Source organism: Streptomyces sp. NPDC051105, from assembly GCF_040682795.1.
In the GTDB taxonomy this organism is placed as follows: domain Bacteria; phylum Actinomycetota; class Actinomycetes; order Streptomycetales; family Streptomycetaceae; genus Streptomyces.
Window position 1 is genome coordinate 100,987 of the sequence record NZ_JBFBBR010000022.1, and the last position, 25,033, is coordinate 126,019.

The window sequence follows — 25,033 nt, forward strand, 5'->3', positions numbered from 1 at the left end:
GGCGGCGCATCATGTCACCTGGTCCTTGAAGGGCAGGTCTTGTTCTGCCCAGACGATCTTGCCATTCGGTGCCGAGCGCGAGCCCCACCTGCGGGAGAGTTGAGCGACGAGGGAGAGGCCGCGGCCGTTCTCGTCGAGGACGAGGGGCTGCCGTGGACGCGGGTGACTGGTGCTGTTGTCGGAGACTTCGCAGGTCAGAACCTGGTGCTGGATCAGCCGTAGGCGGATCGGCCCGCCGCCGTAGCGGATGGCGTTGGTGACCAGTTCGCTGACGATCAGCCCCACGGTGGTCGTGAGATGCTCCATCCCCCACGCGCTGACCTGGCGGCTGGCCAGGTGCCGGGCGGTGCGAACGGCGGTCGGCTCGTTCGGCAGGTCCCAGGACGCGACCTGGGTCGGTGGCAGAGCGCGGGTGCGTGCAAGGAGCAAGGTGACGTCGTCCGAGTGTTTCTGGGTGGGCAGGGCGTCGATCACTGCGGAGCACATGTCATCCAGGGACCGGTCGGTTGGTGAGAGGGCGGCGCCCAGGCGGTGCATGCCGACGTCGAGGTCGCAGTCGCGGGTTTCGACGATGCCGTCGGTATAGAACGCGAGCACACTTCCCTCGGGGAGTTGGAGTTCCACGGACTCGTAGGCAAGTAGGCCGAGGCCGAGGCCGAGGGGTACTCCGGCGGGCAAGTCGGGGAAGGTGACACGGCCCTGCGGGTCGATGATCGCGGGCGGGGGATGTCCGGCCCGCGCCATCGTGCACCGCAGGGAGACGGGGTCGTAGACGGCGTACAGGCAGGTGGCGCCCGCCACGGCGGGGACGTGGCCGTCGGTGTCCTCCTCGCCCAGTCGCCGGACGGTGTCATCGAGGTGCGCCAGCAGTTCATGGGGAGGCAGGTCCATGTCCGCGAGCGTGCGGACGGCGGTGCGCAGCCGGCCCATGGTGGCCGCGGCGTTGATGCCGTGTCCGACCACATCTCCGACGATGAGGGCCACCCGGGCGCCGGACAGCTCGATCACGTCGAACCAGTCACCCCCCACTCCGTGGTCCATGTCGGCCGGCACATAGCGCGACGTCACCTCGACGGCGTCGCCGCCTCGCACTCGGTGCGGAAGCAGGTCACGTTGCAGCGTGAGGGCGGCGGTGCGTTCGCGCGTGTACTGGAGCGCGTTCTCCAGGCAGAGCGCGGCCCGGGTGACGAGTTCCTCGGCGAGAAGCAGGTCGTCCTCCTGGAACGGCGTCGGTTCTTCGGAGCGGGCGAACAGCGCCAGTCCCAGCACGCTGCGCCGCGCACGGATGGGTACCACCATCAAGGAGTGGATGCCGTGGTCGCGCACCTTCTGCGCCCGGGCCGGGTCGGGGTCGACCCAGGGGCCGCCATGGGTGTCCAGCACCGGTTCCAGGTGCGACCTGCCCGTGCGCAGGGCGGCGGCGAAGGATGAGGCCGGGTGGGGGTGGATGACCTCTTCGCGTGTGAACGGCAGCCTCGGCACATTCGGGTCGATGGTGGCCACTCCGGCACGGCGCAGCATCGGCGGTCGGCCGCTCGCCGTGCCGCTCCCTGTCGAGAGCTCGAAACCGAGCGGAACCGACTCCACCAGGTCGACGAGGACGTGGTCGGCCAGGAGAGGCACGGCCAGGTCGGCCAGTTCCTGCCCGGTCCGCATGACATCGAGGGTGCTGCCGATGTGGGTACTGGCCTCGCTGAGAATGGCGAGGCGCTCGCGCGCCCGCCGGTTGCCGGTGACATCCACGGTCATGGAGCACACCCCCAGAGGGGTGTCGTCCGCATCCTGGAGGCAGAAGAACGAGACCGAGAACGCGTGCTCACGGCGCCGGACCGCCTGCGGCCATGCCCGGTATTCGTGGACCATGGTGGTGCCGCTGTCCAGCACCTGTCGCATCACCACCTCGAGCGCTTCCGCCTCGAAGGCGGGCAGCCAGTCCGTCAGGCCGTGTCCGAAGCGTCGGTCACGGCAAATGCCGTCTTGCTGCTCCTTGGCGTCATTCACCCAGGTGCAGCGCAGCTGAGGATCGTAAACGGCGATGCCGATCGGGGCGTGGGAGAGGAGCGAGTCCCGCACCGGCTCGGTGCTCGCCCCGGAGGACAGCGCGCCGATGTCGGTCACGGATACCAGCCACCGGATGTCGGTGCTCTGGCCCCGCAGCAAGGAGACCCGCAAGGTCATTCTGAGCGTGTGGCCGTGGCGGTGGCGGAGCGGCACGGTGCCGGACCAGCCGCCTTGGGCACGGCACTGCTCCGCGAAGGCCGAAGTGCCGAGGGCGTCCACAGGGGACGCCAGCACGCGTGTGGCGGACCGCCCCACCATGTCCCCGGCCGCGTACCCGACGAGCTGCTGAGCGGCCTCGGTCCACCCCACCACCGTTCCTGCCGCATCGATCATCGCTATCGCCGCGTCGGGCTTTTCACGGGGGCTCACCGGCTCGGATGTGTAGTCGGTGTGGGTCATGTGGTTCATCCCATCGGTGCGGAGGAAAGCGAGCGGAGGAGAGCGATCGAGGGCATGCGGTGGGCGGACCCGACCGACGATGTGCGGTGACGTCCACGGGGTCGGCCGGAGCGCGGCACGCTTTCAAGCGGGTCAACTTCGCCCATATCTGATGAAATGGTCAGATACGATCGCTTTGCTGTCAAGGTCGCCAGAAATGATCCTTTCATCAGTCTTGGCGCCGTCGCGGCTCGCTCGGTCCGTCGAACCCGCTGTATGGAGGGACCTTCGATGGACGTCCGGGGTTCGTGGTGGCATGATGAAAACATCAGTACTGCCGCTTCTCTCACGGTGCATGCCGATGTCAGTCACAGGCAGGAATCGCTTCGAACGCCGTAGGTCCCAGACCCGGCAGGCGCTCGTCCATGCGGCGCGGGAGATCCTGGCCGAGTCCGGCGACACCAGCACCAGCATCCGGGCCATCGCGGAGCGTGCGGACGTGGGCTTCGGCTCCTTCTACAACCACTTCACGTGCAAGCCGGACCTGTTCGACGCGGCCGTGGCCGATGCGCTGGAGGACTACGCCGAAGCGATCGACGACCGCTTGCGCGGCGTCGAGGATCCCGTCGAGCGCCTCGCCGACGGCATGCGGCTCAGCGCACACCTGGCCGGATCGCACCCGGACATCATGCGGATCCTGTGTCACAGCGGACTCGGTCGCCTGTGTGCCGGCCACGCACTGGCTCGGCGCGCGAAGCGCGATATGGAGCAGGGCATGGCCTCGGGCCGCTTCGCCGCGGTGGACCCGGTCAGCGCCCTGACCGCGCTGAACGGCAGCCTGCTGGCGCTCCTGCAGCTGTGTTTCACGCTGCCGCAGGTCGACAGCGACCAAGTCGCGAGCAAGATGGTCGAGATGCTCCTGCACCTGCTGGGTCCCTCCGCTGATGAGGCCCGCGGCCTCGCCCGGCGGCCCCTTCCCTCGGCAGCCTCGTAGCTGGGTGAGCCGGTGCCGATGCGGGGTGGCAGTGCGCCAAGGGGGACGCAACGCCCGCGTCGTGGACGAGGGGGAGGACGGTCCGGTGGAGCTGGAGGTGACGGACGATCTCACGCCTCAGCGCATCGGGCAATACGACCGCAACGCCGTCTCACTGCTGCCCACGGGCGTCTCCGAGGTCACCGCCGGGCCGTCCGGCGGTCCGGCCGGCTGCGCGGCGGAGGCCGTCATGTCGCTGTCGCTGGACCCGCCGAGTCTGCTGATCTCGCCGGCCACCGGCAGCCGCACCCTGGCCGCGGTCAGGGCGGCGGGAGTCTTCGCGGTGGACGTCCCGGCCTGGCCGGACCGTCACCTGGCCCGGCGCTTCGCATCGCCCCGCGCGGGAACGCTTCCAGGACCTTGCGTGGTCCCTCACCCATGGAGCACTTGTGCTGACCCGATCGACCCTCTCCGCGATACGCGACGTCAACGAGACGGTACCGCTGCCCGATCATACGGTCGTGGCGGGCACCGTCGTGTGGCTCCGCACCGAGCACACCGAGCCGCCCAGCGTGCTCTACCGGCACCGGCAGCACGTCCTGCGCCCATGACCAACATGACGGACACCGTGCGCCGAGCCGGAAGCGCGCCGGCATTCCCGGTGTATCTGACGGCGGCCGTCCTCGCCCGTACCGCGGATGAGGGCGCCCGGGTCGGGCTCGTCATGCTGGCCACCCAGCGTGCCGGCAGCCCCGCGCTCGGTGGCGCGCTGGTGGCGGCCCTGATGATTCCGCATGTGGCCGCCGCGCCCGTGGTCGGCGCCCTGGCCGACTCGGTACGGCGGCGCCGGCTCTTCCACGGGGGTGCCGTGACGCTCTACGGCGCCGCACTCGCCGCCCTCGCCGTGCTGGTGGGCAGGGCCTACGACCTCGTGGCGCTGCTGCTGGCCGTGGCCGCCGGCTGCGTCGCCCCTCTGCTCACCGGGGGACTCACCAGCCTGTTGGGCGAGTTGCTCAGCAAGGAGCAGTTGACCAGGGCGTTCAGCGCGGACGCCGTCTCGTACAACCTGGCGGGCATCTGCGGTCCTGCTGTCGCGGCGGCCCTGGGCACGACGGTGGGCGCGGGCGTCGCCCTCGCCGCCCTGGGCGTCGGAGCGATGGCGGGCGGGGTACTGCTGTTCTCGCTCCGGCTGCGCCCGCGGGCCGGCAGCCGGAAGCAGACGGGACGCCTGCGGCCCGCCGAACTGCTGCAAGGGGCCGCCGAGTTGGCCCGCAATCATCGACTGAGGTCGGTCACCTGGGCCAGTAGCGTCGGTCAGATGGGCGTCGGAGCACTGCCGGTCGTGACCGTGTCGCTGGCCGCCGAATACCACGCCTCCTGGGCGACGGGCGGACTGATGACCACCTTCGCCGCCGGCGCCCTGGCCGGTTCCCTGAGCTACGGCTACCGTTCGGTCGGCCAACGGCGCCCGGAGCGCGTCGTTCTCTGGGGGCTGCTGATCACCGGCCTTCCGCTGGCCATGGTGCCCCTGAGCCGGCACGCCATACCGGCGGCCGTCCTGTTCGCCATGGCCGGCTTCTGTACCGGCCCCCTGTTCAGCGCGTTGCTGGCCAGCCGCGAACGGTACGCTCCGGCGGCCGTGCGCACCCAGATCTTCACCCTGGGCGCCGGGCTCAAGAGCACGTTCGCGGCCGCCGGTGCCGCCGCGGCCGGTGCCCTCAGCGGGCTGGGGGCCGCCGCCCTGCTCCTGGGAACCGCCGCCTGCCAAGTCGCCGCCGCGGCTCTGGGCCTCGCCCTTCTGGCCGGCCACCGTCCGGACCCGGCCGATGCGGAAGGCGACCCGGCCCAGTCCGCCCCGCGCGCCTCGGACCGGGGGGCTCCATAACCCGTGCCGCCCGCACAGCCGCACCCGCGGACCACGATCGGAGTCACACCATGCGCATCCCCTTCGAGTCCATCGCCGGCGCCGTCGGCCTGGGCCCCATCACCCGCTGGCTCGCACTGGCCTGGGCGGCCGCCCTGCGGTCCACTCGGTGGGGTTCCACGCGCCGCCGTATCCCCGGCTGGCGAACTTCCCCGTCGGTGACCGGTGCGACGCGGTCGTCCCCAGCCGGCCGAGGCCTCTCACCGACCCGCAGTCCTCGTCGTGAGGCGAGGCGCGGAGCAGTCGCGGCCCGAGCCGGCCGGACTATCTGCGGGAGCCCCAGAGCCCCAGAGCCCAGAGCCCCAGAGCCCCAGAGCCCCAGAGCCCCAGAGCCCCAGAGCCCCGATCCCAGAGCCCAGAGCGCAGAGCGCAGAGCCCAGAGCCCAGAGCGCCACGGCCCACCGGCGGCCTTCGCCGACTGCCCCCGTTCGATGCAGCCCGGTTACGCTCGGCCGACTCAGTCCGCCGGGTGGCCCGGGGTGATGTCATAGGTGTCGTTCAGCATCAGCAGCGGGGTTCTGATCCCCGTGGGGTTGTCCGCCGTCTCCGGGGCGAGCAGGAAACCGACGTGGTCGCCGCCGTCGATCTGGTTCTCCACGCGACCGACCAACCAGGCGGGGGCCTCGTCGAGGATCAGGGCTCCGCCCGGTCCTTGATGCCACGAGACGTCCGTGAACTTGTCGGTGCGGTCGCCGGTCTCGCCGCCGAAGAGCCGGGCCAGCCGGTTCTGGTCGCGGCGCAGGAGATGGACCGCGAGACGTTCGGCGCGCTCGGCGACCTGGTACGTCCGGTTGGCTTTGGACAGCCAGACCATGAACCGGGCGGGTTGAATGGAGCACTGCGAGGCGAATCCGACCAGGCAGCCGGCTCTTTCCCCATCGGCCTGCGCGGTCACGACGTACATCGGATAGTCGAGCAGGTCGGTGAAGGGGTCGAGATCGGTCACGGCACTTGGCTCCCGCTTCAAGACATCGCATATCAGGTCACTCTGGGTGTGCCCTGCGGTCTCGCCCGTGATGCACCCCCTCGTATCGAGTCACCCGCCGGGTGCGTACGGTGACACGCTCGGGGCGCGGCTGCGAGGTGTAGGTGTGCGCGACAGCCGTACCTCACTGCGCCCTTGTTGGGGCCACCGCGGAGGGGGGGGGCGGCCCTTGCTGCCCGCGCCGACCACGTCACGCGGCACACCGGCGCCTCGCCCGCCGCCGAGGGCGCGGCGTCGCCGTCCCGGCGGCCGTCTTCCTCCGCACGGTCCGGGCGGTGCGTCGACGACCCCACCAGCGCCGTAGGGCCGGACGGTTGCCGTTTCCCGGGGCCGCGTCCGGAGTCCTTGCGCCCGCATGGCCCCCGGAGTCCGCCCTCGCCGCCGCAGTGCTGCGCGCGGCGTCGTCCGTGCTGGTCACCCGGGAATGAGGAGCGGCGCGGCCGGACACCGTACGGACGTCCGGCCGCGCCGCCCTGCGCCGCCCTGCGCCGCCCTGCGCCGCGTCAGCTCGTCGCGCGCACCGCGTCACGGATCAGGTCGGCGACCTCCTTGGGCCGGGAGACCGCCACGGCGTGCGAGGCGCCTTCGAGTTCGACGACGGTGGCCCCGGCCCGCTTCGCGCCGAAGCGTTCGACCTCGGGGTTGATCGCCTCGTCCGCCCCGGCGACGAGCGCCCAGGCCGGCTTCGTCTTCCACGCGGCCGCGACGGCGGTCTCCTCGAACGCCGCGGCGGCCAGCGGGCGTTGGGCCGCTGCGAGGACCTTGGTGACGCTCGTGGGCACGTCGGCGGCGAACACCGACGGGAAGGCGTCCTCGGCGATGGTGACCTCGACGGCCGGGTCGCCGCCCGGGACCGGGTACGTCCACTCCTTGAGGTTGCTGACGAGCGACGACAGCGGGAAGCGCCCCTGCAACTCGCCGAGGCTCTCGCCTTCTTCGAGGACGTAGGCCGCCACATAGACCAGACCGACCACGTTCTCCGTGGTGCCGGCCACGGTGATCAGCGCACCACCGTAGGAGTGGCCGACGAGGACGACCGGGCCGTCGATCTGGGACGCCACGGACGCGATGTACGCGGCGTCCGACGCCAGGCCGCGTAGCGGATTCGACGGCGCGAGCACGGGGATGCCGTGGCTCTGCAGTTCCGCGACGACCCCGGACCAGCTGCCGGCGTCCGCGAAGGCGCCGTGTACGAGGAGGACGGTGGGAGGGGTGGACATGAGGAGCTCTCTTTCTGGGTGACTCAGCGGCCGTGGAGCGCAGTACGCAGGGTGTCGACGGCCAGGGCGATCGCCGCCTGGGCGGCGTGGGTCTCGCGCAGTGCGTTGAGCATCACGAAGTCGTGGATGATGCCCTGGAAGCGGACGGCGGTCACGGGGACTCCGGCCGCGCGGAGCTTGTTGGCGTAGGCCTCGCCCTCGTCGCGCAGGACGTCGGCCTCGCCGGTGATGACGAGGGCCGGGGGCAGGCCGGTGAGCTGCTCGGTGGTGGCCCGGAGCGGGGATGCCGTGATCTGCGCGCGCTCGGCTTCGTCGGTGGTGTACTGATCCCAGAACCACTGCATGCCGTCGCGGCGCAGGAAGTAGCCCTCCGCGAACTGGTGGTAGGAGCCGGTTTCGAAGTTCGCGTCGGTGACCGGGTAGAACAGCACCTGCTGGAGCAGCGGGACGTCGCCGCGCTGCTTGGCCATCAGGGTCAGCGCGGCGGTCATGTTGCCGCCCACCGAGTCGCCCGCCACGGCGATACGGTCGGCGTCCAGGCCCTTGGACGCGCCCTCCTCGACGACCCACTTCGCGACCGCGTAGTTCTGCTCGATGGCGACCGGATAGCGCACCTCGGGGGAGAGGTCGTACTCCGGGAAGACCACGGCGGCTTCGGCGCCGACGGCGAGTTCACGCACCAGGCGGTCGTGCGTGTGGGCGTTGCCGAAGACCCAGCCCGCGCCGTGGATGTAGACGATCACCGGCAGGGGCCCGGAGGCACCCGTGGGCTTCACGATCCGGGCCCGGACGCTGCCTGTCGGGCCGCCGGCGACGGTGATCCACTCCTCGTCGATGGCAGGCTTCTCGATCGCGCCGGACTGAACCTCGTCGACCGCCTTGCGGCCCTCGGCGGGCGTCAGGTCGAAGAGGTAGGGCGGGTTGGCGGTCGCCTCCGCGAAGGCGGCTGCCGCCGGCTCCAGCACCGGCTGGACCGGTTCGACGGCGTCGGACATGTACTTCTCCTCGGTTTCGGATGAGATCAGCGGGTACCTCGGTCAGGACGTTAGGGCCGCGGGTTCGGAGGACATTGCGCGACAGCGCACCGGAACTGATCCGGCAGTGCACCTGAGGGGGACGCCGTGCGCCGTCGGACGCGAACCGCTGCGGAGTTCACCGCTCTTCCATGCGCAGAAGGTTGTCGAAAGGTGTCCACGACGCCGGTCGGCGGGTTGGTCGGCCCTGCGCCCCGCAGCTGGTCGATGCCCTGGGCGACGGTTGATCTCCCTGTACGTGCCAGACAGGTTCCTCCGTCCCTCGCAGGCTCCGCGCCTCTGCTGCGCACCGAACTCACCCCTGCTCCGGGGCTGGTGCCGGTCACGCATCGGCTGTCGGACACGCACGCGGCCTGGATCAGGCCGACGCGGCGGGCGCCCTGACCGCGTCAGCCGCCCTTCCGCTGCCCGCGGTACTGCGCCGGGGACATGCCGTATGCCTTGCGGAAGGCGTGGCTGAAGTGGGCGGGGCTGACGAACCCCCACCGGGCGGCCACGGCGGCGATGGTCCGTTCGGCCGCCCTGGGACGGGCGAGCTCGGCTCTGCACGACTCGAGCCGGCGCCGGCGTATCCAGCCGCCGACCGTGGTGTCGTGTTCGTGGAAGAGCTTGTGCAGATAGCGCAGGGAGACGCCGTGCGCGTCGGCGAGGGCTTGGGGGGACAGCTCGGGCTCACCGAGGCGGGTCTCGATGGTGGCCTTGATGCGGTCGAACAGCGTGGCCTCCCGCACACCGGTCGGTTCCGTGGTGGCCAACCGATCCGCGGCCAAGGTGGCGAGGAGGTCGGCGACAGCACGGGCGAGCTCCTCGCGTGCGGTCGGTGCGGACGCGCCGATCTCCTGGGCCAGTCCGGACAGGAGCGGGAGCAGAAACGCGGCCGGTCCCTCGGGCGCGTCGCCGATGACCTTCGCGGTGACCAGGCATATCTCCGCCTCGCCCAGCCTCAGCAACGGGCGCGGAACCATCAGGACCCGCGCCCGCTGGTGCTCCGGCAGGACGAGGCTGAACGGCCGGCTCGCGTCGTAGAAGGCCAGGACTCCGGGGTACAGGTCTGCCGAGCGGCCGTCCTGGAACAGCCGGGCCCGGCCGTCGAGTTGCAGACGGGCGAACATGTGGTCGCGGCCGTCGGCCGCAGCGCCCCGCGGATTCCGGACGACCTCCACGGCGTCGGACTCCTCGGTCGAGACCTGAAGCGTGCCCAGCCGGAGCACCTGGAGGGAGCCCCGCCAGGACTCCGGGTGCGAACGAGCGACCAGTTCGAGATCGCCGTATGCCGTCGACAGAGCCTGCTCGCACGACGACAGCCCGTGTACGGCGGTCAAGTGGCCTGGCACCAGTCCTCCTCCGCGTAACGCCGGACCCGTTCGTCCCGCAGCCAGTCGGTCGGGGAGGTGCCGTACTCCCGGCGGAAAGCCCGTCCGAAGTGAGCGGTGCCGCTGAATCCCCAGCGCCGGGCGACGCTGCCCACGCTCCCGGCGCCGATCAGTTCCCTGCGGCACTCCTGGAGCCGGAGCCCACGAATCCAACGGCCGACCGTCGTGCCCTCCTGCTCGAACAGCCGGTGCAGATACCGCCCCGAGATGCCATGGGCCCGGGCGATGACCGCGGGTGTGAGGACCGGCTCCGCCAGGTGCCAGCGGATGAACCTCTGGATGCGCAGCAGGAGCACCCGGTCGGCGCCGGGTAGGTCGGCCGGCTCCCCGCCCAGTTGTTGCGCCGCGGCTGCGGCCAGCAGGCTCACGGCGCTCTCGGCCAGCCGCTCGGCGACCGGCCCGGAGTAGGACTCGGACGTGTCCGCGAGACGCGACATGAACGGTGAGAGCAAGGCGGAGAGCCCCGTCACCGGACGCAGGACCCGCGCCGTGATCCGCCCGAGGGCCGCCTCCGGCTGGCCGAGGAGACACCGCGGCACGGCGAAGATCTTCAGCTGGAACCGCTGGGGAAACCGCGTGCGGAACGGACGGACGGTCTCGAAGAAAGCGATGTCACCGGGATGAAGTTCCGTGTACCGGCCGTCCTGTTCGACCTGGGCCATGCCGCTGCTCTGTACGGCGACGAGCACCTGCCCGCCGTCGCCGCGGGCGACGAAGTGCGGGGCCCGGTGGACCTCTCCCGGATCGCAGTCGACCGTGGTGATCTGGAGTTCGCCGAGTCGGTCCGTACGCATCGTGGCGTCGTACGTCCCGCTCTCTGTGGTGATGTCCATCCCCACCAGCGTGGCGAGCACGGCGTCATGCCAGAACTCCAGACTTTCGCCGGCCGGTACGGAACGCGTGGAGAGCGACTGGCCGCGTCGCCTCATCGTGGGGTCGTTCCCTGTGAGGGAATCGTAGAGGGCTGACATACCCGTCAGCGTGCCTTCGGCCGGGGCGCGGACGCATCAGTCGGTCGACTGGTCCTCGCCACTCAGCAGGTCGCGCAGAAAGGCGACGCCCTGCCGCACGGCCGCCCGCGTCGGTGGGCTGTCACGCAGTGCGGCCAGCGAGACGAAGTCGTGGACCGTGCCGAGGAACCGGGTCGAGGTCACCTCGACCCCGGCCAGGCGCAGCCGGTCCGCGTACTGCTCACCCTCGTCCCGCGTCACGTCGGCCTCCGCCGTGATCAGCAGAGCCGTCGGCAGCCCCGCCAGCTCCGCCGGGTCGGCGCGCAACGGGGACGCGGTCGGCTTGGCCAGGTCCCGGGGATCATCGCTGTACTGGCGCCAGTACCCGCGCAGGGCCTCCCGGGTGAGCAGATAACCCTCGGCGAACTGCCGCTGGGAGGCGCTGGCGCAGTGCGCGTCGGTGATCGGGTAGTACAGCAGCTGGGCACGGATCCTCGGGCCACCGCGCGACTTCACCAGCATGGTGAGCGCGATGGCCAGGGTGGCGCCCGCGCAGTCCCCGGCGACTGCCAGCCGGTCGGCGTCGAGCTCCAGTTCGGCCGCGTGGCGGACGGCCCAGACCATGAGGGCGTAGCACTCCTCGACGGCCACGGGGTAGCGGGCCTCGGGTGCACGGCTGTACTCGGGTACCACGGCGGCCACTCCCGCGCCGAGCACGAGTTCGCTGATGAGCCGGGCGTGGGTCTGCGCGTCTCCCAGCATCCACCGGCCGCCGTGGACGTAGAGCAGGACGGGCAGCGGCCCGCGGACTCCGGGCGGTCTGAAGATCCAGAAGCCCAGCAGCCCGGACGGTCCCACGGGTGACACCTGGAAGGAGGCGTCCACCGCGAAGTCCTCGACCCGGTGGACCTGGGACTCCGTCAGGGCCTGCCGGCCGACGGCCGGCGGCAGATCGTGCAGAAAGGGCGGCGCCGAGGACGCCTCGACCAGGCGCTGCACCAGCGGATCGAGCGCCAGGGGGGAGGGGTGCCGTCCGTCCGGTTCCATGCCATAGCCGCCTCTCGCCCGGTCACTTCTCGCACACGAGGAGATCGCGCAATTGGTGACGGCTGCTGATGCCGAGTTTGGGATAGACGTTGTAGAGGTGCGAGCCCACGGTACGTGGCGACAGGAACAGCTGTTCGCCGATCTCGCGATTGGACAGGCCGTCCGCGGCCAGCCGTACGATCTGCCGTTGCTGGGCGGTCAGTTCAACCAGCGGATCCGTCGATGTGGGCGCCTCGGCCACCCCGCTCGCGCGCAGCTCGCCGCGGGCCGACTCCACGAGGTGCCGGGCGCCGAGCCGGGTGGCCGCTTCCAGTACGACGGTCAGCTGGGCGCGGGCCTCCAGCGGCCTCCTGCGTCTACGCAGCCAGATCGCGTAGTCCAAGCGGGCCCGGGCCCGTTCCAGGGGCCAGCGGGCCGCCTCCGGATTGACCACGGCCAGCTGGAAGTGGTGCTCGGGGTCCGCGTCCTCCTCGACCAGCGCCGTCGCGTGGTGCATGAGCAGCGTCATCCGGGTCGTCGGCCGGGTGCCCTGGCTTCGCCGGACCCGCGCCAGGACGTGCGACGCTTCCCGTCGCCGGCCCGTGCGTTGGGCGGCGACGGCCAGTTCGGCGATGCAGCGGGGCGAGAGAAAGGGGTCGAGGGGATCGCCGTCGTCGGTGAACAGCGTCCGCAGGTGCCGGAAGGCGCCGTCCCCGTCCCCGAGGACCATGGCCGCCAGACCGCAGGCCCGCAGCATCCGGGCATGCGTGGCGCGGTTCTCGTACAGGCTGACGGAGCGCCAGTTCGGGCCGGTGAACCGAGTGCCCGGCACGCTCTCGCCGCGCAGCGCGCGCAGGGTCGTACCCAGGGCTTCGAGATCCATCTCCACGCGGGTCCACCGATGGACCGCCGCGAACGAGAGCCCCTCCTCGATCAGCGACTCGGCCTCGGCCCAGCGTCCGAGACCCAGAAGCGTCTCCACCTGGGCCGCGACGGTCCAGGCGAGGGGGCCCAGGGCACCATGCGCGCGCAAGCGCTCGCCCGCCTGCCGGAACTTGTCCGCGCACAGGTCCGACTCGTCGGTGTGGTGAGCGAGCGAGGCGGTCGTGAGCAGCCGGGCGGGCCGGCTCAGACCCGTCGTGGCCGAGGCGAGGGCCTTCAGGGAGGTGAGCACGTCGGCGTGCTGCCCGCCGTCCTCGGACGCCTGGCTGAAGAAGTACCCCAACTGCCTCCAGTGTTGCGGGAGCCCGGACTGGCGGGCGATGTCCGTCGCGACGGCCGCCAGGGCGAAGGCAGTCGTGGCGTCGCCCTCAGGCGTGCGGCGCGCCGCCTCCAGCAGGAGGTCGAACGCCTCCCGCTGGAACGACATCAACGACAGCGCCCCACTCATGGCGCAGGCCGCGACACCCACCAGCTCCGGGTCCCGGTTCACCTGGCCCGGTGCCGTGTACAGCTCGCGCACCCACGCCGGGTCTCCGACGTCGCTCGCGGCGGTGAGTGCCGCGGCGAGACGGCGGGCGCGGTCGTGGTCGGAAGGACTGAGGAGCGCGGCCTGCTCCAGCGTGCGGGCCGCGGTGAAGCGGTCGACCCGGACGGAAGCAGCTTCCAGGGCCGCGGCCACGGACTCGTCCGGACCGACGGCGGCCGCGGCCAGGTGCGAGGGGCCGTGGGTGGATACGGCGGCCAGATCCCGGTGGGCCCGCCGGCGCAGTTGCGCGGGCGGCCGGTGGTAGGCCGCCGTACGCGCCAGCGGGTTGCAGAAGACCAGTCTTCCCTCGGCGACGGTGATCAGTCCGGCCGCCTCCGCCGGGACCCACACCCTCAGGTCCTCGGAGCCCAACGCGGCCATGACGGTGGCGAGTTGCTCCTGCGGCAGGGCCGCCGCCGCGTACAGCAGGGCGTGCTGTGTTCCTTCCGGCAGCGCGTCCAGCCGCGCCGCGAAGACCTGCTGGATGCCCCGGGTCCGCTCCCCGGCACGACTGAGCTCGATGATCGCCAGTGGATTGCCCTCCGCCTGCCGGAGCAGCTCCAGCCTGGCCCGTCCGGTGGGCGCACCGGGCTGCGCGTCCAGCAGCCGGGCCGCCGCCCGCGGGGACAGGGGACCGAGAGACAGTACGGCGAGGTCCGAGGGGACGCCTGGAGGGGGAGCCTCGCCGTGTGCCGAGAACAGCACGGTGACGGAGAGGTCGGTGAGTCGTCGGGTCACGAAAGACAGGACGGCCAGGGAGGCGCGGTCGCAGTCCTGGAGGTCGTCGACGGTCAGCAGGACCGGACCGGTCCGCGCGAGATGGGCCAGCAGGGCCAGGACCGCGGTGGGCAGGACCATTCCCTCCGGCGGCACGTCGTCGGCCGTCGGCGCGAAGAGGGTGTGCAGTGCCCGCTGTTGAGGGGCCGGCAGGGCGTCGAGCTCGTCCCGTACCGGCAGAAGAAGCTGGTGCAGGCAGGCGTACGGCTGCCGCGCCTCCGACGGGCAGGCACGCGCCGACAGAACGCGGGCCCCGCGCTCTGCGGCCTCCTTGCCTGCGATCCGGAGCAGCCGGGTCTTGCCGGTGCCGGTGTTCCCCAGCACCAACAGGGACTGCGGCCCGTCCACGCCCCGCAGGATCCGGTCGACGTCCGCTTCCCCACCCACTGCCGCGCTCCCGATCACTGTGCCCGCCCGGAGACCGGATGCTGCCAGGAGGGCGACGAGCACCGCTTCTGTCATGTGACCAGTCATGCGCGGCGACCTGGCAGGATGGGACGTGAGCGGTGGGGAGAACGGAACTTCATGGACGTCGGTGACTTCGGTGCCGAGCAGGATCACGGGCCGGCGATCCTCGGCAGGGATCCTGAGATGTCACGGATCACGCAGCTGGTCGACGCGGTGGACGGCAACGGCCCCAAGGTGCTCGTGCTGACCGGTGAGCCGGGGGCGGGAAAGAGCACCCTGGTCGACCGGGCCGCCACGCAGGGCGCGGACCGCGGCCGCCGCGTGCTGAGGGTACGAGGCTGCGAGGGCGAGCAGGACCTCGGCTTCGCCGGTGTGCATCAGCTGTTGCGTCCCGTGCTCAGCGGTGTCGACCGGCTTCCCGTGCGCCAGCGCGACGCCCTGCGCCACGCTTTCGGCATGGATCAGGCCGACGGATCACCGTCCGCCGACCCACTGCTGATCAGGAGCGCGGTGCTGACGCTGCTCTCGGACACGGCGGCGGAGCGTCCGCTGCTGATCGCCGTCGACGACGCCCAGTGGCTGGACGTCGGCTCGCTGGACGTGCTCGCCTTTGTCGCCCGGCGGCTCGACGGGGAACCCGCCGCCCTGCTGCTCGCGGCCCGCGACGAAGCGGTGCCGGTGCGCTTCGACCGTGACTTTCCGCATCTGACGGCCGGTCCGCTGGACCGGGCCGCGGCCGGGCTCCTGCTGGACCGGCAGCCGCAGCCGCCCCGGGGCCGGGTCCGGTCGCAGATCCTCGAGCAGGCGGCCGGGAACCCGCTCGCCCTCATCGAGCTCGCGCGGGCCTTCGCCAGGGACCCGGGCGGCGGCAACCTCGGCCCGTCAGGTTCGCTGCCGCTCACCGCTCGCCTTGAGCACCTGTTCGCCGCCGACCTGCCCACTCTGCCACCCGCGACCCGACGAGCCCTGCTCCTGGTGGCGGCCGCGGGCACCGCACCACTCTCGGACGTACCGGATGCGGGCGGACCGGAAGTCTGGGAACCCGCCGAGCGGGCGGGGCTGGTGCGCGTCGACGGCGGCCGGGTAAGGATGCGCCACCCCTTGGTCCGCTCCGCCGTGTACCAGGCCGCCTCCTTCGCCGAACGCCGCGAGACCCACCTGACCCTCGCCGCCGCGCTCGCGCGCGAACCCGACCGCCGTGCCTGGCATCTGGCCGCGGCCGCTCTCGGTCCGGACGAGGACGTCGCCCGCGCCCTGGCCGAGAGCGCGGAACGCCTCCAGCACCGTGGCGGCCACGCGGCCGCGGCGACCGCCCTCGAACGCGCCGCCGACCTCACCCCCGATCCGCAGGAGCGCGCCCGCCGGCTGCTCGCCGCGGCCACGTCGGCCATGTACGCGGGGCACCCGCAGTGGGTGGGGGAGATCGCGGGCCGCGTCGACGGCCTCACGGACGACCCCCAGCTCCTCGCCGAGGCGTCCCTGCGTGCCGGCTGGTCCCTGGCCGTCACCCTGCGGCACGACGACTCCCTGGCCTTCCTGCTCCCCGTCGCCGAATCCATGGCCGCCCATGCACCGGCCCTCGCCCTGAATGCCCTGGGAACCGCGGCGACCCCGGCGTACAACTCGGGCGACCCCCGCTACCGGCGCGACATCCAGCGGATCAACGGCCTCATCGCCGGGCAGCCGGACGAGCCCGACCGGGTCTGGACGCATGCGGCCGGCCGGCCGTTCACGGACCGGCAGCAGACCCTGAAGAGCCTGCACCACGCCGTGGACACCCTGCCGGACGGCTCCCTGAGCGGCCTCGTCACACTCGGCGGCGCGGCCTGGATCCTGGACGAGACCGACGAGGCCGTGCGCCTGCTCGATCAGGCCATGGACCAGCTGCGCCGGGCCGCCACGGCCGGCGCCAACTGCACCGTGGCCCAGGCCCTGGCCCTGGCGCACTTCGAGAACGGAGCCTGGAGCGCGGCGCAGGCCGCCGCCGAAGAAGCCTTCTGGATGGCGACGGAGGCGGGCGCGGACAACGTCATCGTGGGATCGCCTCTCCTCCAGGCCACCTTGCGCGCCGCTCGCGGGGACCACGCGGGCGCGCGGGCGCAGGTGGACGACGCGGTCCGCGGCCGGGACCTGCGCAAGTCCCGGAGCCTGTACGTGCGTCACCGGCACGCGCTCGCCCTGGCCGCCTTGGCGGAGGGCGACCACGAGTCGGCGTACGGCCAACTCCGCCGCGCCTTCACCCAGGATGCCCGCCCGGCCCCCGTCCACTACCACGCCTCCCTTTACTGCCTCGCCGATCTCGCCGCCGCAGCCGTCCGAGCCGGCCAGGTGGACGACGCCCGCGCCGTGCTGCACGCCGCCGAGAGGACCCTGGAGCAGCCTCGCTCCGCCCGTCTGGCCGCGATCGTGCACCGCGCCTCGGCACTGCTGAGCGATCCCGACGACGCGGAGTCCCGTTTCCGTGCGGCGATCGGCGACCCGGCCGGTGCCCGCTGGCCCTTCGAACACGCCCTCGCTCACCTCGACTTCGCCGAGTGGCTCCGGCGCCGCCGACGAACCGCCGAAGCACGCCCCCTCCTCGGCACCGCCCTCGACATCTTCGAACGACTGGACGCACGCCCCTGGGCCGAGCGCACCGCCGCGGAACTCCGCGCGGCGGGCGTGCCCGTGGCACCTGCCGCCGTTCACGACGTCCTGGCCGACCTGACGCCGCAGGAGGTGCAGATCGCCGAACTGGCGGCGGAAGGCTTGACGAACCGGGACATCGGTACCCGGCTCTACCTGTCCCACCGCACCGTCGGCTTCCACCTGCACAAGATCTTCCCCAAGCTCGGCATCACAGGCCGCGCCCAACTGCGCGACGTTCTCGACCGCGTCAGGCGGCCTGAGTGACAACGGTGCCGGGCCGCTGAGGCCGGGGGTACCGGCTCCAGGGGCGCAGCCCATGATGGCGATTCTTGAGAAGACGACCGACGTTCGTTCGCCTCACTTGATCTGGTTGTCAACGGCTCGGGATGATGGGCATGTGTGAGATTGACGGCGATCCGGTGTTGCGTGGTCGATGAGGCAGGAGGGTGTGTCCCGGCCCTGCTCAAGGCTGTTCGGTGCTGGTTCGGACAGCCCTACGACTCCGCGGGGGTGTTCCGTCGGGTCGCATATCGGTGGCGCATGGCGTCGCTGGCTGCGGGACCCGCGGCGAAGACGTAGGTGTCGCTGTCGTCGAGCCGGCGGCCGGTCTTGGCGTCGACGACGACGGGCTCGACTTCCTCGCCGCTGTGCGTGTCGATGAGGATCATGCTGCGTTCGGCCGGTGTGAGGCGGGAGTTGCCCCATGCGGCCAGGGCGACGATCACCGGTCGGAGGGAGTGCCCGAGTTCGGTGAGAACGTACTCGTGGCGTACGGGGTTGGTCTGGTAGGGCCGGCGCTGCAGTAGTCCGTCGGCGACGAGGGTTTTCAGCCGGGTGGTGAGCATGCTGGAGGAGATGCCAAGGCTCTCCTGGAACTGGTCGAAGCGCGTGTAGCCGTCGAAAGCGTCGTGGAGGATCAGCAGCGTCCACCACTCGCCTACGTGTTCCACCGTCGTGGACAGGGGGCACTCCCGGTCCTCCAGCCTGATCCGGCTTGCCATGGTGGCCATCCCCTCCGTTACTGCTAAAGTCGAAGTTAGTAGCTTCTATTTTAGCAGTAACCACGGGAGCGGTGCCTTCCGCGCCCGCACCCGGGAACGGACCACACCGTGACCACACCCATCAGCGAATCCCTCGAAGGCCGACGCGCTCTGGTCACCGGCGGCACCAAGGGCACCGGAGCCGCCATCGCCAGACGTCTCGCCCAGGCCGGTGCGACCGTGCTGGTCACCGCCCGCAGCCGCCCCGACGACGTCGAGGAGAAGGCGTTCATCACCGCCGACCTGTCCACCGCCCAGGGCGCAGCCCACGTGGCCGCCGAGGTGGACGCCCGCGTGGGAGGCGTCGACATCCTGGTCAACACCCTCGGCGGGTCCGAGGCGCCGGCCGGAGGGTTCGCCGCGCTCGGCGAGGACGACTGGGCCAGGGAGCTGAACACGAACCTGCTGGCCGCCGTCCGCCTGGACCGCGCACTCCTGCCGCACATGATCGCCACAGGTAAGGGCGTGATCGTGCATGTCACCTCGATCCAGCGCCGCATGCCGCTGTGGAACGGCACCCTGGCCTACGCCGCCGCCAAGGCCGCCCTGACCACCTACAGCAAGGGCCTGGCCAACGAGGTCGCCCCGCACGGCATCCGCGTCAACACCGTCTCGCCCGGCTTCGTGCAGACCTCGGCCGCCGACAACCTCGTCGCCCGGATCGCACACGACGCAGACATCACGCAGGAAGCGGCGCTGGGCCGGCTCATGGACTCCCTGGGCAGCATCCCGCTCGGCCGTCCCAACCGGCCCGAGGAAGTCGCCGAGCTCGTCGCCTTCCTCGTCTCCGACCGCGCCGCGGCCATCGTCGGTGCCGAACACGTCATCGACGGCGGCACCACCCCCACCGTCTGAACCGCCAGCACCCCAAGGAGCGTCATGCACGACAACCGGCCCCGCACCAGCACCCCGGACACCCTGCCCGAGGTGATCACCCGCTACCTGACAGCGCACCGCGCCCACGACACCGCCACCGCACTCACGGCGTTCACCCGCGAAGCCACAGTGATCGACGACGGCAACACCTACGAGGGCATCGAGGCGATCGGGGAATGGCTCGACCGATCGGCCACCGAATTCACCTACACCATCCACCTCACCGGCGCCCAGCAGACCGACGCAACCCGCTACATCGCCACCCACCACCTTGAGGGCGACTTCCCCGGCGGGACCATCGATCTGCGTTACCAGTTCACACTCCGCGAAGGCCTCATCGAACGCCTCGTCATCGAACCCTGAGTCCCTGCCGGCGCCACCCGTTGCCGTCTCAGGCGAGAATCCCCGCTCGCCCCGCAATCTCGGCGACTCACCTTCCTGCCAGGTCGGGCCGCCAATCGCAGGGGCCGTCCGCCCCAGCGGATGCCTTTCTCGCCGCGGATGCGGGCGCGTTCCTTGCGTTCGGCGGCCAGGACGTCGCGGTGGCGAGCGTTGGCGCTGCGCCACCGGAGGCAGCGGTCGGATCGAACGTCACCGCACATCCAGCCGTCACGATCACCAAACCGGCGAACCTATGCGGTCACAGCACTAGCGAGGTGCCGCGAGTACGTCCCGGAGTACGTCCGCGAGCGTGACGCGGGCCAGCTCGTGTCTCAGGGTCTCCTCGATGCCCTCGTAGATGCCCTGCATCGCCGGCTGGATGCCGTAACCCACCACGCATCCCTGGTCCGGGGTGGTGCGGTGCATCGCGAACAACGGGCCGGGTTCCACGGCCTCGTACACGTCGAGCAGGGTCATCGACCCCAGCTCGCGCGCCAGCGACCAGCCCGCGCCCACGCCCCGCCGGGACTCCACGAGCCCGGCCCTGCGCAGCTCGCCCAGCAGCCGTCTGATCACCACGGGGTTGGTGTTCGCGCTGGTCGCGATCTGCTCGGAGGTGGCGACCTCATGCCCCTGGCGCTGGTAGAGACCGATCCAGGCCAGCGCGTGGGCGGCGATGGTCAACCTGCTGTTGGCGCTCATGAACCCCTCCTCTCGGTCGCAACGCTTGATGTTACGACGGTGCAGTCGTAACAGCAAAGGTTGCAATAAGCTGTCGTAACAATTAACGTTGCGACTGTTGGGGAGGTCGATCAACGAGGTGAGAAGAATGAACAAGCCACTCATGGGCAAGGTCGCCCTGGTCACCGGAGGGTCACGGGGACTGGGAGCCGCGACCGTACGGCTGCTGGCCGAGCAGGGCGCCGACGTCGCCTTCACCTATGTCAGCTCCGAGAAGCAGGCGCAAGTTGTCGTCGACGAGGTGCGCGCCAAGGGAGTGCAGGCCGTCGCCTTCCAGTCCGACCAGGCGGACACGAGCCGGGCGCCGGCGCTGATCGACGACGTGGTCGCGCACTTCGGCGGCCTGGACATCCTCGTCAACAACGCGGCGATCTCGGTGGAACAGGGCCGCAGGGTGGACGACCCGGACGCCGACACCGCCGCACTGGACCGGATGCACGCCACCAACTACCTCGGCGTGATCGCCGTCATCCGGGCCGCCTCCCGAGTGCTGCGCGCGGGCGGCCGCGTCATCACGGTGAGTTCCGGACTGGGCTCCCGGGTCGGCGCCCCGGGCCTTGCCGACTACTCGGCGACCAAGTCAGGGATCGAGAGATACACCATGGGGGTCGCACGGGACCTGGGGCCCCGCGACATCACGGCCAACGTCGTGGAGGCCGGACTGATGGAGGGCGGCATGGAAGGGCCGGACCCCGAGACCCTCAAAGCCCTGGTCAGCTCGCTGTCCCTGCAACGCATGGGTCACCCCGAAGAAATCGCCGCGGCGATCGCCTTTCTGGCGAGCCCCGCCGCGTCGTACGTCACGGGCGCGGTGCTGGACGCCCACGGCGGCTACAACGCCTGAACCGGAACCCCTGCCGCGCGCCCCCGGAGGACATCGCGCCTTCGGGGCGCGCACCGCCGGCGACCCGGGTGTGCGTGGACGGCTCCCTCGTGCGCGCGACAGAGGAGGAGCCGCGACCGTTCCGTCACCGGTCGACGGGCGGAAGACGGCCGGCAAGCACCAGCTGATCGCTGTAAACGACGTATCGAACTCCATGACGCCTTCGAGTACGGGTCACACCAGCCGTTCGACCTGCCCCTTCAACTCGGCCGAGGCTCACGCACCAGGAACCGTGTCGGGCGGCTCACCGGTGCATCGACCCGACGGCACGGTGGGGAGGTGCGGGAGGGCCAAGCGCCCGAACACGCTGCGTCGACGTCGGCGGAGCCATGCCGACGTGTCCGGGGTTCGCCACGGAATGCGAACCGGCTCTGATGGGGAGAGGCTGGGGTCATGGCCGTGGGGTCCGCGATCGTGGAGGCACCCGGCGAGTCTGGTGGCCGCCGCGTGTATCTCGACGACCGTTTCCTGGGCACCGCGTATTCCTTGCACGAGTTGACGCTGCTACTGCGGCGCGTCGAGCTCGTGGGTGGGGATGAGTTGGACGTGGCCGAGTCGAGCCTCGTCGAGTGGTACGGCGGCGGCCCGGAGGTCTGGCCGCGCCAGGGGGGCGGGCGGGACTGCTGGGCGGTGCCGGGTGAGCCCGCCTCACTGGTGAGGGGCACGAGGGGAGCCTGACCGGGACCGACCACCGGCGGGTATCCGGTGCCGCCGGACAGCACTCCTGCTCGGACAGCACTCCTGCTCTTCGAGCCGATGACCCCGCGCGGCGGGCGACGGCGAGAGCCGCCGATGCCCGCCGCAGCTGCGACTGCCGTTGCCGAAGGCGGCCGAAGGGCGAAGCGTGAGGGTGCGACGGCCGCGGCACCTGCCGTGTGCGCTCGGCCTATTTCCGTGATGGTGCCCACAAGGACGCATTCGGGGTGGCTGGTGTGGCACCCGCTGTGTCATGGAGTGGACGGGTGGGGCGGCACGGGCGGTTCGGCGTCAGGGTGGGGCCGCTGTGCGGGCGGTGCGGCGGGCGTGTACGGAGCCGGGCCGTGAACGCGATCTGGCGATACAGGCCGGTAAGGCGGCACTGGCCGCCTGTCTGGCGTGGGGGGTGGCCGGGTGGTGGCTGCAGGCGCCGGTGGCGTTTGTCGCTCCCTGGGTGGCGGTCGTACTGGTGGAGTCGACGGTGTACCGGTCGCTCGCGCACGGTCTGCAGCAGTTGGCGGCGATCGCGGTGGGCACGGTGGCGGCGACGCTCGTCGCGCTGGTGCTGGACAACACGATGGTCACGATGGCGGTGGTGCTTCCGGCGGTCCTGTTGCTGACGCGGTGGCGACGCCTGGGCAGTCAGGGCATCTATGCCGCCACCGGCGCGCTGTTCGTTCTGACCAGCGGGCAGGTCACCTTCGCCACCTCGGGGGCACGTGTCGCGGAGGCGGTTTTCGGTGCGGTGGTCGGCATCACGGTCAACGCGGCGATCCGGCCCCCGGTGTATCTGCGTGACGCCCGCGCCGCCCTCAAGGACGCCGCCCGGGAAGCCCAGGAGATCCTGTCCGCGGTGGCCGAGGGCCTGGCCCGGGGAGAGTGGGACGGCCCCACGGCGGGGGGCTGGCACGAGCGCGCGCTGCGGCTGGGGCGCCTGGTCGAGCAGGCCCGTTCCGCGATCGGCTGGAGCCGCGAGAGCATGCGGGGCAATCATCGCGGTCGCGGTGCGCGGGGCGTGTCCCCGCCCGGCAGGAGCTACGACGACGCACTGGCCGTACTGGACCATGTCGCCGTGCACATCGCAGGCGTGACCCGCACTGTGCTGGAGACGGCCGGCCAGCACGACGAGGCGGTACGCCCCGGCCCGCGCGTCACCGGCCCCTACGCCGACCTCCTGCACCACGCGGGCCGGGCGATCGGCCTCTACGGCCGGACCCGGTTCGCGCAGACCGGCACCGAGTCGGCGGCCCAGGGGGCCCTGCACGAGGCCGCCGAGGCACTGCGCCGGAGTCTCGACGAACTGGACCGGACACTGCCCGGCACCGTGCAGGAAAATCCCGGCACCCTGGCGACGCACGGCGCGCTGTTGGCCCACGCACGGCGCCTGGCCGAGCAGCTAGGCCCGGACGGACATGGTTGAGGGCGAACCTCGATGCGGGCCCCCGCGCGGGTGAGAAACGGGGCGGCCCCGCTGCCGGTCACTGCCCACGCCCCGTAGCTGCTGTCCGGGACGGAAGGGCGAGCGGATCGGCCACCGGAACGGCCTACGACTCGCCGGCGGGAGAGGCCTCGGCCACTACCGGCGTGGGCACGGTCCGTCCCGCCGGTGCCGGGGCGGCTGCCGGCGACCGCCGGCGGACGGCGGCTCCGAGCCCCGTGGCGCCGAGTGCTCCGGCGAGGGCGAGCACGCCCACCGCGTTCGGCAGGCTGCCCACGGCGGCGGTGAGGGCGAGCACCACGAGCGGGCAGATGAACTGGCCCAGGCAGAAACATCCGATCCACAGCCCGGTGCCGCGGCCCCGGTCGGTGTACTCCAGCTTCGAGAGGTCGAGGGTGAGCAGGCTCGGCAGCATGATGCCGCCGCCCAGGCAGTTGATCACGGCGCCGGCGGTGAGCACGACGGGGTTCGGGGCGATCCAGAGCACCGCGAAGCCGAGGGCGCACAGCCCGAAGGCGAACGGCAGCCAGGACAGCGGACGGGGACCGAGCACGCTGAGATGGGCCGGTGACTGCCGTGGCGGTGCGAAGGGTCGGCTCTCGGGCGCCCACGAGCGGTGCGAAGGATCGGCTCTCGGTCGCCCGCGCAAGTCCCGGCGACGGTGTGGTGGTGGTGCTGCTCCGGCGCAGAGTTGAGACGACTATGGGTCACCGGGCAGGCCGTGCCCAGCCCCCCGCTGATCGAGATCGAAGATGCGGATCATCCATGTCCTGGATCCCGAGTCCCACGTCAGCGCGGGCTACCGGGCCGGGACGGCGCTCCGGCCAGGCCCGGACGCGGTCAGCTCCGCTCCCACCCGGGCGGCGGTCTCGCGGAGCCAGATGTGGGCGGCGTCATGGGTGTGCACCGGGTGCCACCACAATGCCTCCTGAAGCGGGACCGCCTCGTAGGGCGGTTCCAGCACGCGTACGTCGGCCACCCCGCTCAGCCGCTCGGCGAGGCGCCGCTGCACCAGGGCGATCCGGTGGGTGCCGGCGACCAGGAACGGCAGTGCCTGGAAGCTGTCGACAAAGACCTCGGCACGAGGGTCGACGCCGAGCATGCTCAGCTGCCGGGCGGCCGGGGCGTCGTACATGCGCTGGTAGATCACCCAGGGCAGCCGTGCCAGGTCGGCCATGACCAGCCGGTCGCCGACCTCGTCGTTGGCCGCGGCCACCAGGAAGGCCCAGCGGTCGCCGAACAGCTCCACGGCGGGGAAGCCGCTGATGACGCCGTGCGGCATCAGCAGTCCGTCGGCCGTGCTGAGCAGCGTCCCGGTGTCCTCCGTGACGTCGGGCGGGGTCCGCTGGAAGCGCAGCGTCACGCCAGGTGCCTCGGCGTGCACGGTCCGGGCGAGTTCGGCGCCGAACACGGTGACGGCGTAGTCGGAGGCGAGCAGGGTGAACTCGTACTCCTCGCTGCCCGGTGTGAAGTCGGCCCTGCTGCTGAAGACCCGTTCCAGCAGGTCGCAGGCGGTGGCGGTGCGGTCGAGGAGGGCGCGGCCGAGCGCGGTCAGCTCGTATTGTCCGCCCACGCGGGAGAGCAGTTCGTCGTCGAAGTGCCGGCGCAGGCGCGCCAGGGCCGCGCTCATCGCGGGCTGGCTGAGCCCGACGCGTTGCCCGGCACGGGTGACGTTGCGTTCCTCCAGCAGGGCGCGCAGGGACAGGACCAGATTGAGATCGAGGCCGGAGAGGGACACGACGCCTCCAGAGCGGGACCGCAGGGGCCTACGGA

Annotated in this window: 21 protein-coding genes and 2 pseudogenes; 10 read left to right on the plus strand and 13 right to left on the minus strand. The window is 71.5% G+C overall.

Going from position 1 to position 25,033, the window contains the following annotated elements:
- Nucleotides 1–9: 9 nt before the first annotated feature.
- Nucleotides 10–2,460: a SpoIIE family protein phosphatase gene (locus tag AB0N16_RS37600; protein ID WP_365804823.1), complete on the minus strand. Its 2,451-nt coding sequence runs from the start codon at nucleotides 2,458–2,460 to the stop codon at nucleotides 10–12.
- A gap of 340 nt (nucleotides 2,461–2,800) precedes the next feature.
- Between AB0N16_RS37600 and AB0N16_RS37605 the strand changes: the two genes are divergently transcribed.
- The 4 genes and pseudogenes from AB0N16_RS37605 to AB0N16_RS37620 all read left to right on the plus strand — a co-directional run bounded on the left by AB0N16_RS37605 (nucleotide 2,801) and on the right by AB0N16_RS37620 (nucleotide 5,297).
- Nucleotides 2,801–3,433 carry a TetR/AcrR family transcriptional regulator gene (locus tag AB0N16_RS37605; RefSeq protein ID WP_365804825.1) on the plus strand — a complete coding sequence of 211 codons (633 nt, stop codon included), beginning with the start codon at nucleotides 2,801–2,803 and terminating at the stop codon, nucleotides 3,431–3,433.
- Nucleotides 3,384–3,749 (plus strand): annotated as a pseudogene (locus AB0N16_RS37610) (flavin reductase); the annotation flags it as partial. The gene AB0N16_RS37605 and the pseudogene AB0N16_RS37610, both read left to right, overlap by 50 nt.
- A gap of 112 nt (nucleotides 3,750–3,861) precedes the next feature.
- On the plus strand, nucleotides 3,862–4,023 hold the full coding sequence (locus tag AB0N16_RS37615; RefSeq protein ID WP_365804898.1) for a hypothetical protein: 162 nt from the start codon (nucleotides 3,862–3,864) through the stop codon (nucleotides 4,021–4,023).
- On the plus strand, nucleotides 4,020–5,297 hold the full coding sequence (locus AB0N16_RS37620) for an MFS transporter (protein ID WP_365804894.1): 1,278 nt from the start codon (nucleotides 4,020–4,022) through the stop codon (nucleotides 5,295–5,297). Before AB0N16_RS37615 ends, AB0N16_RS37620 begins: the two co-directional genes overlap by 4 nt.
- 496 nt (nucleotides 5,298–5,793) lie before the next feature.
- Here AB0N16_RS37620 and AB0N16_RS37625 read toward each other — a convergent pair whose 3' ends face one another.
- The 7 genes from AB0N16_RS37625 to AB0N16_RS37655 form a co-directional block, all read right to left on the minus strand.
- A complete protein-coding gene (locus AB0N16_RS37625) occupies nucleotides 5,794–6,282 on the minus strand; it encodes a flavin reductase family protein (protein WP_365804827.1) in 489 nt (162 codons plus the stop codon).
- 542 nt (nucleotides 6,283–6,824) lie between these two features.
- Nucleotides 6,825–7,541: an alpha/beta hydrolase gene (locus AB0N16_RS37630; RefSeq protein WP_365804829.1), complete on the minus strand. Its 717-nt coding sequence runs from the start codon at nucleotides 7,539–7,541 to the stop codon at nucleotides 6,825–6,827.
- A gap of 23 nt (nucleotides 7,542–7,564) precedes the next feature.
- Nucleotides 7,565–8,536 (minus strand): alpha/beta hydrolase, encoded by a 972-nt coding sequence (locus AB0N16_RS37635; protein ID WP_365804831.1) that lies wholly within the window; start codon nucleotides 8,534–8,536, stop codon nucleotides 7,565–7,567.
- Between the two features lie 428 nt (nucleotides 8,537–8,964).
- The gene (locus tag AB0N16_RS37640) at nucleotides 8,965–9,909 is read right to left on the minus strand and encodes a helix-turn-helix domain-containing protein (protein ID WP_365804833.1); all 945 of its coding nucleotides are present in this window, start codon (nucleotides 9,907–9,909) and stop codon (nucleotides 8,965–8,967) included.
- Nucleotides 9,894–10,877, minus strand: coding sequence for a helix-turn-helix domain-containing protein (locus AB0N16_RS37645; RefSeq protein WP_365804835.1), 984 nt, complete (start codon nucleotides 10,875–10,877; stop codon nucleotides 9,894–9,896). The genes AB0N16_RS37640 and AB0N16_RS37645 overlap by 16 nt, the downstream gene beginning before the upstream one ends.
- 78 nt (nucleotides 10,878–10,955) lie before the next feature.
- Nucleotides 10,956–11,945 (minus strand): alpha/beta hydrolase, encoded by a 990-nt coding sequence (locus tag AB0N16_RS37650; RefSeq protein WP_365804837.1) that lies wholly within the window; start codon nucleotides 11,943–11,945, stop codon nucleotides 10,956–10,958.
- Nucleotides 11,946–11,967: 22 nt separating this feature from the next.
- Nucleotides 11,968–14,556, minus strand: coding sequence for an AAA family ATPase (locus AB0N16_RS37655; RefSeq protein ID WP_365804839.1), 2,589 nt, complete (start codon nucleotides 14,554–14,556; stop codon nucleotides 11,968–11,970).
- A gap of 138 nt (nucleotides 14,557–14,694) precedes the next feature.
- Between AB0N16_RS37655 and AB0N16_RS37660 the strand changes: the two genes are divergently transcribed.
- Nucleotides 14,695–17,469, plus strand: coding sequence for an AAA family ATPase (locus tag AB0N16_RS37660; protein ID WP_365804841.1), 2,775 nt, complete (start codon nucleotides 14,695–14,697; stop codon nucleotides 17,467–17,469).
- A gap of 230 nt (nucleotides 17,470–17,699) precedes the next feature.
- On the opposite strand, the gene AB0N16_RS37665 is transcribed toward AB0N16_RS37660, so the two are convergent.
- Nucleotides 17,700–18,206 carry a helix-turn-helix domain-containing protein gene (locus AB0N16_RS37665; protein ID WP_365804843.1) on the minus strand — a complete coding sequence of 169 codons (507 nt, stop codon included), beginning with the start codon at nucleotides 18,204–18,206 and terminating at the stop codon, nucleotides 17,700–17,702.
- Between the two features lie 108 nt (nucleotides 18,207–18,314).
- Between AB0N16_RS37665 and AB0N16_RS37670 the strand changes: the two genes are divergently transcribed.
- Together AB0N16_RS37670 and AB0N16_RS37675 are read left to right on the plus strand one after the other, a co-directional pair.
- On the plus strand, nucleotides 18,315–19,100 hold the full coding sequence (locus tag AB0N16_RS37670) for an SDR family oxidoreductase (protein ID WP_365804845.1): 786 nt from the start codon (nucleotides 18,315–18,317) through the stop codon (nucleotides 19,098–19,100).
- A 24-nt stretch (nucleotides 19,101–19,124) separates the two neighbouring features.
- Entirely contained in the window at nucleotides 19,125–19,484 is a 360-nt protein-coding gene (locus AB0N16_RS37675) for a nuclear transport factor 2 family protein (RefSeq protein ID WP_365804847.1), read from the plus strand.
- Here the strand turns inward: AB0N16_RS37675 and AB0N16_RS37680 are convergent.
- Nucleotides 19,430–19,693, minus strand: a pseudogene (locus AB0N16_RS37680) (hypothetical protein); the annotation flags it as partial. The gene AB0N16_RS37675 and the pseudogene AB0N16_RS37680 overlap by 55 nt on opposite strands.
- A 76-nt stretch (nucleotides 19,694–19,769) precedes the next feature.
- A complete protein-coding gene (locus AB0N16_RS37685) occupies nucleotides 19,770–20,204 on the minus strand; it encodes an Rrf2 family transcriptional regulator (RefSeq protein ID WP_365804849.1) in 435 nt (144 codons plus the stop codon).
- 127 nt (nucleotides 20,205–20,331) lie between these two features.
- On the opposite strand from AB0N16_RS37685, the gene AB0N16_RS37690 reads away from it, so the two are divergent.
- The 3 genes from AB0N16_RS37690 to AB0N16_RS37700 all read left to right on the plus strand — a co-directional run bounded on the left by AB0N16_RS37690 (nucleotide 20,332) and on the right by AB0N16_RS37700 (nucleotide 23,242).
- Nucleotides 20,332–21,087, plus strand: coding sequence for an SDR family oxidoreductase (locus AB0N16_RS37690; protein WP_365804851.1), 756 nt, complete (start codon nucleotides 20,332–20,334; stop codon nucleotides 21,085–21,087).
- A gap of 432 nt (nucleotides 21,088–21,519) precedes the next feature.
- Nucleotides 21,520–21,804: a hypothetical protein gene (locus tag AB0N16_RS37695; protein WP_365804853.1), complete on the plus strand. Its 285-nt coding sequence runs from the start codon at nucleotides 21,520–21,522 to the stop codon at nucleotides 21,802–21,804.
- A 271-nt stretch (nucleotides 21,805–22,075) separates the two neighbouring features.
- A complete protein-coding gene (locus AB0N16_RS37700) occupies nucleotides 22,076–23,242 on the plus strand; it encodes an aromatic acid exporter family protein (protein WP_365804855.1) in 1,167 nt (388 codons plus the stop codon).
- A gap of 124 nt (nucleotides 23,243–23,366) precedes the next feature.
- On the opposite strand, the gene AB0N16_RS37705 is transcribed toward AB0N16_RS37700, so the two are convergent.
- Nucleotides 23,367–23,813: a hypothetical protein gene (locus AB0N16_RS37705; RefSeq protein ID WP_365804857.1), complete on the minus strand. Its 447-nt coding sequence runs from the start codon at nucleotides 23,811–23,813 to the stop codon at nucleotides 23,367–23,369.
- Between the two features lie 246 nt (nucleotides 23,814–24,059).
- Nucleotides 24,060–24,998, minus strand: coding sequence for a LysR family transcriptional regulator (locus AB0N16_RS37710; RefSeq protein ID WP_365804859.1), 939 nt, complete (start codon nucleotides 24,996–24,998; stop codon nucleotides 24,060–24,062).
- Nucleotides 24,999–25,033 lie beyond the last annotated feature (35 nt).

Coding starts and splice junctions, on each gene's coding strand:
- AB0N16_RS37600 (WP_365804823.1), bottom strand. CDS start 2,460: ATGACCCACACCGACTACACATCCGAGCCGGTGAGCCCCCGTGAAAAG.
- AB0N16_RS37605 (WP_365804825.1), top strand. CDS start 2,801: ATGTCAGTCACAGGCAGGAATCGCTTCGAACGCCGTAGGTCCCAGACC.
- AB0N16_RS37620 (WP_365804894.1), top strand. CDS start 4,020: ATGACCAACATGACGGACACCGTGCGCCGAGCCGGAAGCGCGCCGGCA.
- AB0N16_RS37630 (WP_365804829.1), bottom strand. CDS start 7,541: ATGTCCACCCCTCCCACCGTCCTCCTCGTACACGGCGCCTTCGCGGAC.
- AB0N16_RS37635 (WP_365804831.1), bottom strand. CDS start 8,536: ATGTCCGACGCCGTCGAACCGGTCCAGCCGGTGCTGGAGCCGGCGGCA.
- AB0N16_RS37645 (WP_365804835.1), bottom strand. CDS start 10,877: ATGAGGCGACGCGGCCAGTCGCTCTCCACGCGTTCCGTACCGGCCGGC.
- AB0N16_RS37650 (WP_365804837.1), bottom strand. CDS start 11,945: ATGGAACCGGACGGACGGCACCCCTCCCCCCTGGCGCTCGATCCGCTG.
- AB0N16_RS37660 (WP_365804841.1), top strand. CDS start 14,695: ATGGACGTCGGTGACTTCGGTGCCGAGCAGGATCACGGGCCGGCGATC.
- AB0N16_RS37665 (WP_365804843.1), bottom strand. CDS start 18,206: ATGGCAAGCCGGATCAGGCTGGAGGACCGGGAGTGCCCCCTGTCCACG.
- AB0N16_RS37675 (WP_365804847.1), top strand. CDS start 19,125: ATGCACGACAACCGGCCCCGCACCAGCACCCCGGACACCCTGCCCGAG.
- AB0N16_RS37685 (WP_365804849.1), bottom strand. CDS start 20,204: ATGAGCGCCAACAGCAGGTTGACCATCGCCGCCCACGCGCTGGCCTGG.
- AB0N16_RS37690 (WP_365804851.1), top strand. CDS start 20,332: ATGAACAAGCCACTCATGGGCAAGGTCGCCCTGGTCACCGGAGGGTCA.
- AB0N16_RS37695 (WP_365804853.1), top strand. CDS start 21,520: ATGGCCGTGGGGTCCGCGATCGTGGAGGCACCCGGCGAGTCTGGTGGC.
- AB0N16_RS37700 (WP_365804855.1), top strand. CDS start 22,076: ATGGAGTGGACGGGTGGGGCGGCACGGGCGGTTCGGCGTCAGGGTGGG.